This is a genomic window from Nonomuraea harbinensis (assembly GCF_019396385.1).
In the GTDB taxonomy this organism is placed as follows: Bacteria; Actinomycetota; Actinomycetes; order Streptosporangiales; family Streptosporangiaceae; genus Nonomuraea; species Nonomuraea ferruginea.
Genome location: NZ_JAHKRN010000050.1, coordinates 57270 through 65121, shown reverse-complemented (window position 1 = coordinate 65121; position 7852 = coordinate 57270). Strand labels below are relative to the sequence as shown.

At 71.1% G+C, this 7852-nt stretch carries 5 protein-coding genes; 2 read left to right on the top strand and 3 right to left on the bottom strand.

Features of this window, described 5'->3' with window-relative positions; genetic code table 11:
• Nucleotides 1–32 precede the first annotated feature (32 nt).
• Entirely contained in the window at nt 33–1136 is a 1104-nt protein-coding gene (gene rpoD, locus KME79_RS35905; RefSeq protein WP_372452512.1) for an RNA polymerase sigma factor RpoD, read from the bottom strand.
• Nucleotides 1137–1594: 458 nt separating this feature from the next.
• Nucleotides 1595–3436: a DNA primase gene (gene dnaG, locus KME79_RS35900; protein WP_219549762.1), complete on the bottom strand. Its 1842-nt coding sequence runs from the start codon at nt 3434–3436 to the stop codon at nt 1595–1597.
• A gap of 175 nt (nt 3437–3611) precedes the next feature.
• Between dnaG and KME79_RS35895 the strand changes: the two genes are divergently transcribed.
• Entirely contained in the window at nt 3612–4496 is an 885-nt protein-coding gene (locus tag KME79_RS35895) for a M23 family metallopeptidase (protein ID WP_219549759.1), read from the top strand.
• A 5-nt stretch (nt 4497–4501) separates the two neighbouring features.
• Here KME79_RS35895 and KME79_RS35890 read toward each other — a convergent pair whose 3' ends face one another.
• Entirely contained in the window at nt 4502–5722 is a 1221-nt protein-coding gene (locus KME79_RS35890) for a deoxyguanosinetriphosphate triphosphohydrolase (protein WP_219549757.1), read from the bottom strand.
• 83 nt (nt 5723–5805) lie between these two features.
• Here KME79_RS35890 and KME79_RS35885 point away from each other — a divergent pair, with 83 nt between their 5' ends.
• Nucleotides 5806–7308, top strand: a complete 1503-nt coding sequence (locus KME79_RS35885) for a M48 family metallopeptidase (protein ID WP_219549755.1) — start codon at nt 5806–5808, stop codon at nt 7306–7308.
• Nucleotides 7309–7852: the final 544 nt, after the last annotated feature.

The window sequence follows — 7852 nt, the reverse complement described above, 5'->3', positions numbered from 1 at the left end:
GAGGCTCCCCCGGCCCGCCGTCGTGACCACACTCAGTCCAGATAGTCGCGCAGCATCTGCGCCCTCGTCGGGTGGCGGAGCTTGGCCAGGGTCTTCGACTCGATCTGCCGGATGCGCTCCCGGGTGACGCCGAACTCCCTGCCCACCTCCTCCAGCGTGCGCGGATGGCCGTCGGCCAGGCCGAAGCGGAGCTGGATGATGCGCTGCTCGCGGTCGGACAAGGTCGCCAGGATGTCGTCGAGCTGGTCCTGCAGCATGATGAACGCCGCCGCCTCCATGGGCACGACCGCGTCGGCGTCCTCGATGAAGTCACCGAGGTCGGAGTCCTCCTCGCCGATCGGAGACTGCAGCGACACCGGCTCCTGCGCGATGCGCTGGATCTCCACGACCCGGTCGACGGGGAGGTCCATCTCCTTGGCGATCTCCTCCGGGATCGGCTCGCGGCCGAGGTCCTGGTGGAGCTGCCGCTGCACCCTGACGAGCTTGTTGATCGTCTCCACCATGTGCACGGGGATGCGGATGGTCCGCGCCTGGTCGGCGATCGCCCGCGTGATGGCCTGACGGATCCACCAGGTGGCGTAGGTGGAGAACTTGTAGCCCTTGGTGTAGTCGAACTTCTCCACGGCCCGGATCAGGCCGAGGTTGCCTTCCTGGATCAGGTCCAGGAACAGCATGCCGCGGCCGACGTACCGCTTCGCGATCGACACCACGAGCCGCAGGTTGGCCTCGATGAGGCGCTGCTTGGCCCGGGTGCCCTGCCAGACGAGCTCCCTGAACTCAGGGAAGGCCAGACGCGAGACCCCGTTGCCGAGCTTGTCCTCCGCGAACAGGCCGGCTTCGATCGACTTGGCGAGCTCCACCTCCTCTTCCGCCGTCAGCAGCGGCACCCGGCCGATCTCCCGCAGGTAGATACGGACCAGATCACTGGTCGGCGCCCGCTTGCCTACGTCTTCCTCATCGGCGCGGGTGGTCTCCTCGTCGCCCTGGGGCTCGAGGACCTCCACACCGTTCTCGGCGAGCATCCGCACGACGCGCTCCAGCGCGTCGGAGGGAAGCTCGGATCGGTCAAGCGCGGCTGCGACGTCATCGACGGTTACGCTCCCGCGCTCCCTTCCCTTAGCGACGAGGTCCGCCACCTGATCTACGGATGGCGGTCCACTTGGCAGCACCGATGCACCCACGGGAGACAGTCTGCAGTATTGGTTCCATAAAATGGCAGACCCATTTTTGTCACCGAAGGTAAGGCCATCACCCTTACCGAATTGAGATCCCTTTAAGGTTTAGCCGGAGTTTGATCAGGAAAGTAAAGTCAATTACGCGGTCTGGATTGGTGTGTCCGGCTCGGTGAAGCGCCGGACACATGGGTCTTGCTGCCCGGATGCCGCTTTGTGCGGCATTACCGGGTCTACCACTCGGCTATGCGCCGATCAGCCGCCCGCGTGGCAGACGGTCCCCGCCGGCGGGCCTGTCGTACGTTTCGACGATCTCGGCCCGCTTCTCATCGAGATCCACGCGCACCCGCCGGCTCATTCCCCCGGGCACGTACACAGCCGGCCGCCATCCGTCGGCGGCCGGGGAAAGGTCGCCAAGGACGCTAGCTTCCGGCCGCCCGGTCGCGGAGGACCCGGCGCTGCTGCTCCAGGGCCACCAGCTCGCCGAAGAGCTTGTTGTATTCCTGCTGCTCGTCGACCGGGTTGAGCCGCTGGATGCGGGACTTCACCTGGGCGATGGCCCGGTCGACGGCGATGGCCTCGATGGCCGCGAGCATCGCGCCCGCGTAGCGCTCCTCGGCGTGGGAGTCGGCCTGGATGGTCTCTACCGCGAACCGGGTCACCAGCGCCGCCGCGCCCTCCTCGTGGGCGTGTTCGAGCAGCCGGTCGACCCACGGGCGGCCGCCGTGGCCCGCCGCCGCCAGCCCGCCCGCCGCCGCTATCAGCCGCTGCAGCGTCACGTGGTCGGGCGCGGTGAACGCCTGCGGGTCGAGCGCGTCGAAGCGCGGCCCGAGCAGCGCCGGCCGCTGCACGGCCAGCTTGAGCAGCTCGGCCTCCACCCGTACGTGCGGATCGACCGGAGCGGGCCGGGGAGCCTGCTGCGGGCGGCCCGCCTGCGCCCGCCCCACCTCGCCGATGCGCTGCATGACGAACCGCTCGTCCATGAACCCGAGCCACCGGTCGAGGTCGATGGCGTAGCGCTTGCGCAGCCCCGCGTCCTTGATGCCGGCCACGATCGGCGCCGCCGCGTCGAGCGCCGCGATCTTGCCTTCGTTGCTGCGCAGGTCGTAGCGGTCGATGGTGCTGCGGATGGCGAACTGGAACAGCGGCTCGCGGCTCGCGACCAGGTCGCGCACCGCCGCGTCGCCCTGCTTGACCCGCAGGTCGCACGGGTCGAGCCCGTCGGCCTGGATCGCGACGTAGGTCTGCGTGACGAACTTCTGCTCGTCGGCGAAGGCCCGCAGCGCCGCCTTCTGGCCGGCCGCGTCGCCGTCGAAGGTGAAGATCACCTCGCCCCGGAACTCGGCCTGGTCGAGCAGGAACCGGCGCAGGATCTTGATGTGCTCCTCGCCGAACGAGGTGCCGCAGGTCGCCACCGCCGTCGGCACGCCCGCCAGGTGGCAGGCCATCACGTCGGTGTAGCCCTCGACGATCACCGCCTGGGCCCGCTTGGAGATCTCGCGCTTGGCCAGGTCGATGCCGTAGAGCACCTGGCTCTTCTTGTAGAGCGGGGAGTCGGGGGTGTTGAGGTATTTGGGGCCGTCGTCGGAGTCGAGCAGCTTGCGGGCGCCGAACCCGATCACGTCGCCGGTCGAGTCCTTGATCGGCCAGACCAGCCGCCCGCGGAACCGGTCGATCGGCCCGCGCCGCCCCTGCTTGGCCAGCCCGCCCTTGACCAGCTCCTCGGCGCTGAACCCGCGCGCCAGCAGGTGGCGGGTCAGCGCCTCCCACTCGGCCGGGGCGTAACCGACCTGGAACAGCTCGGCGTCGGCCCGCTCGAACCCCCGCTCCGACAGGAACCGCCGCCCGGCGCCGGCGTCGGGCGCGAACAGCTTGGCGGCGTAGAACTCCGCGGCCAGCCGGTGCGCCTCGATCAGCCGCGCCCGCTCGCCGTGGTCGCGCCGCGGCACGTAGCCGCCCTGTTCGTACTGCAACTGGATGCCGGCCCGCTGCGCCAGCCGCTCGACCGCCTCGCCGAAGGTCAGATGCTCGACCTTCTCCACGAAGGTGATCACATCACCGCCTTCGGAGCAGCCGAAACAGTAGTACATCCCCCGCTCGGGGGTGACGTTGAAGGAAGGCGACTTCTCATCGTGGAACGGGCACAACCCCTTGAGGTTGCCGCCTCCGGCGTTGCGCAACTGGATGTGCTCGCCGATCACGTCGGCGATGGGGGAACGCTCGCGTACGAGCGCGATGTCGACGTCACGGATCCGGCCAGCCACGCCGGTGAGTCTATGCGGAGCGCCCGACACTTCTCCCACTGAGAGCGATGTGACCTGCGGGACGGAGAGGAAGCAGCGGGATGGAACAGGTCGCACCCGTTGGTCCGAAAGACGTTATGGGACCGCTCCCTGTCGGCTACAAAGGTAAAGGTTGTCCTCGGATACGGTGGAGATCATGCGAGCGGGGCGGATCGGCCTGTTGGCGGCGTCGGCCGGCGCCGCGCTGCTGGTGAGCGGCTGCAGCCAGCCGGCCGGGATCGCGGGCGTGCGGTCGGCCGCCACCACGTCCGGCGCGGGCTCCGCGGCGGTGACCTCGCCGGCCCCGACACCGGCCCCGCAGGGCCCCGTCGAGCCGCCCGCGGGCGACGACCCGGTGCGGGTGCCGCCGCCGAAGCTGTCCAAGTACACCTACACCTTCCCCGTCAAGGGCTGCGAGGTGACCTACCAGAGCAAGCTGCTGGTGCTGCCGAAGACGACGATCTGGGCGCCGCGGGGATGCGCGTTCGTGGCGCCGGTCGACGGCGTGGTCGACGAGGTCAACACCGCCAACCGGTGGCTGCCGTCCACCGACGAGGGCGCCCACCGCGAGGGCAGGTTCGTCACGGTCATCGGCGACGACGGGGTGCGCTACCTGGGCGCCCACCTCGACAGCGTGGCCGAGGGCATCCGGCCGGGTGTGAAGGTGAAGGGCGGCCAGACGCTGGGCCGGGTCGGCACGTCGGGCAACGCCCGCGACACCGGCCCCAACCTCTACTTCGCGATCTCCTGGAAGACCGGCCCGGCGTTCTGGTGGGTGCGCAGGGGCATGGTCGAGCCGTGGGACTATCTCGACGCGTGGCGGTCCGGCAACCGCACGTTCTCGCCCCGCCAGGAGACGCTGGCGCTGCGCCGCAAGCTCGGCGAGACGCCGCCGTGCAGGCTGCTGTGCGGCGGGAAGCGGGCCGAGCCCGCGTCGGCCGAGCCGACCCCGACGCCGACGCGGAAGAAGAAGCGCGCCACCCCGACGCCGGAGCTCGCGATCACGCTCGCGCCGACGGCGTCGGTCGGCACCGTGCGGTGACGCGCTCAGCGTGACAGCCGCCGGTGCCAGGCGACGGCGGAGGTGTCGGTCAGCGAGGCGATCTGGTCGATGACCACCCGCACGCGGGCCGCGTCGCCGGCCGCCTCGTCGAAGGCGGGCCTGAAGGCGGGCTCCAGCGTGCCCGGCGCGCCGAGGGTGATGAGCGAGGCCAGCTCCATGATCAGCTCACGCTGCCTGGCCTGGTTGGCGTGGTGGTCCTCGGTGGCCATCACGTAGTGGGCGGTGATGCCCTTGAGCAGCGCGCACTCCAGGCGGGTCGACTCCGGCACGACGAGGCTGGTCCGGTGGCGCAGGCCGTACGACTCCCTGGTGGCCGTCTGGGCGGCGCGGCAGAAGCGGCCGATGAGCCCGCTGGTGAGCGCCTTGAGCCCGGCCAGGTCGGAGAGGGTGGCCGTGAAGCGGCGGGGCCACGGCGGGGCGGCGACCAGCTCCGCGAAGAGCTCCTCCAGCTCGGCGAGGTCGGCGCCGGGCGCGTACCAGGTGCGGGTCGTCACGCAGACGGCCGCGCGCTCGGCGGGCGAGCGCAGCGCCTCCGGGACGACGTGGCCGGAGTGCAGCGCGTCCTCCAGGTCGTGCACCGAGTAGGCGACGTCGTCGGCCCAGTCCATGATCTGCGCCTCGAAGCTGACCCGGCCGTCGGGCGCGCCGTCCCTGATCCACCGGAACACCGGCAGGTCGTCGTCGTAGACGCCGAACTTGGGCGACTCGCCGCGGGTCCACGGGTACTTGATGGAGGCGTCCAGCGCGGCCCTGGTGAGGTTGAGCCCGGCGCTGGTGCCGTCGTCGGCGATGACCTTGGCCTCCAGCCGGGTGAGCAGCCGCAGGCTCTGCGCGTTGCCCTCGAAGCCGCCGCAGGGCTCGGCCAGCTCGGCGAGCGCCGTCTCCCCGTTGTGGCCGAACGGCGGGTGGCCCAGGTCGTGGGCGAGGCAGGCGGTCTCCACCAGGTCGGGGTCGACGCCGAGGGTGGCGCCCATCTCGCGGCCGACCTGGGCGCACTCCAGCGAGTGGGTGAGCCGGGTGCGCGGGATGTGCTGGCCGGCGCCGAGCGCCTCGGCCGGGCCGACCACCTGTGTCTTGGCGGCGAGCCTGCGCAGCGCGGCGCTGTGGAGCACCCGTGCGCGGTCTCGTTCGAACGCGCTGCGCTCGGGGTTGCCGGGTGGTTCGGGCACCCAGCGTGCGGTGTCGTGTTCGTCGTAGCCGGCCATAAGGGAGCGATTTTATCCGGTTTCCGGTTTTCGCTAGGGTCGAAGCCACGCCAGAGTCCCCCCGTCCCCGGGAGCCCTCACCCATGACGACCGCGTTCCGGGCCGTCCTCGCCTTCTGCCTGCTCGCCGGCTTCTACGTGCTCGTCGGCGTGATCGTGCTGGCGGCGGTCGCGCTCGACGTGCTGCTGATCATCGACTTCCACGCCAACTTGATCAAGTTCGCCGTGGTGCTGACGCTGGCCGCCGCCGCGCTCGTCCGGACGCTGATCATGGTGAGCCGCCGGCAAAGCGGCGAGCAGCCGGGCGTGGCGGTCACCAGGGAGCACGAGCCGGTGCTGTGGCAGACCGTCGAGGACCTGGCCCGCCGGGTCCGCACCGCGCCGCCCGACGAGATCCGGCTGCTGCCGGACGTCAACGCGGCGGTCGCGGAAGACACACGGTTCCTCGGGCTGAAGGCCACCAGGCGGCGCATGTACATCGGGCTGCCGCTGCTGCAGACGCTCACGGTCGACGAGATGCGGGCAGTGCTCGGGCACGAGCTGGGCCACTACAGCGGCGCGCACACCCGGCTCGGCGCGCCCGTCTACCGCGGGCGGGTCTCGCTCATCGCGACCGTGCGGGGCCTGGACCGCCACCCGTTCGTGCAGCGGCTGTTCACCTGGTACGCCAAGCTCTACATGCGGGTGTCGCAGGCCGTGTCGCGCAGGCAGGAGCTGGAGGCCGACGAGCTCGCGGTGGCCATCGGCGGACGGCAGGCGATGGCCGACGCGCTGCGCAAGATCCACTACACGGCGGCGGCCTGGGAGCTCTACACGGCCACGTACCTGTCGATGGCGGGGGCGGGCGGCTGCCGGCCCGCGGCCGTGTTCGGCGGCTTCCAGTCGCTGCTGAACGACGAGTCCCGGCGGGCCCAGCTGACCGAGCTGGCCGCGCGGCCCGAGGAGACGTCCCCGTACGACTCGCATCCGAGCCTGGCCGAGCGGCTGGCGGCGGTGGAGCGGCTGCCGGAGCCCGAGCACGTGCCCGACCCGCGCTCGGCGCTGATGCTGCTGCACGACGCCGACGTGGCCGCCAACGCCGTGGAGGGGTCCCTGTGGACGCCGCAGGCGGCGGCCGCGCTGCGTCCGGTGTCCTGGGACGAGCTGGTCTCACAGGGCATGTACGAGGGACGCAACGCCGAGGCGCTGCGCGACCTGGCGGTGGCGGGGGCCCGGGTGGTCGGGGCGTCCAGGCCGTACCTGGACGCGGCCTTCGAGGCCATCGCCAGAGGGCGTCAGGCGGAGCTGGAGGCGGCTCTGCGCGAGCTGGGGTGGGCCCCCGAGGAGGGACTGCTCGCGCGCGTGCTGGGCGCCGCCCTGGAGGGCCTGCTGATCCAGCACGGCCAGGCCCGCTGGGCGCTGTCCTGGTCGGGGCCGGCGCGACTGCTGTACGACGACGGCGAGGAGGTGGCCCTCTCCGGCTACGCGGCCCAGGTGTCCGCCGACCCCACGGCCATCGGCGGCCTCCGGACCTGGCTCGGCGACCTCGGCGTACGCCACGACTACATCCCAGCCAACGCCGAACCAACCCCCATCCCGTCCCCCTGACCTCCCCCGTACGAGCCCCATCCTCAAGACTCTCTGTACGGGACCTTCCCTCGTACGACCCTCGCCCGTACGAGACCTCCCCCCGACAGGACGCGTCCCCGAAACTCCCCGTACGGGACCTCTCCTCGTACGAGACCCTCCCCGGGTAGGACGCGTCCCCGAAACCTTCCATACGGGACCATCCCCCGGACGAGACCGTCCCCGAACCCCCATGCGAGACCCTCCCCAGGCAGGACCCGTTCCCGAAACTCTCCGCGCGGGACCATCTCCGCACGAGACCATCCCGGGAAGTCTCCGTACGGGACCTTCCCCGTACGGGACATTCCCCGAGGTAGGACGCGTCCCCGAGACCCTCCGTACGGGACCGTCCCCGGGACGGGACCGTCCCCGAAACTCTCCGTACGAGACCTCTCCTCGTACGGGATCTCCCCCCAGATAGGGCGCGTCCCCGAAACTCTCCCTAGGGGACCATCGTCCGCCGGAAACTCCCCGTACGGGGGCCTCTCCTCGTACGAGACCTCCCCGGACGGGACCCGGCCCGGGA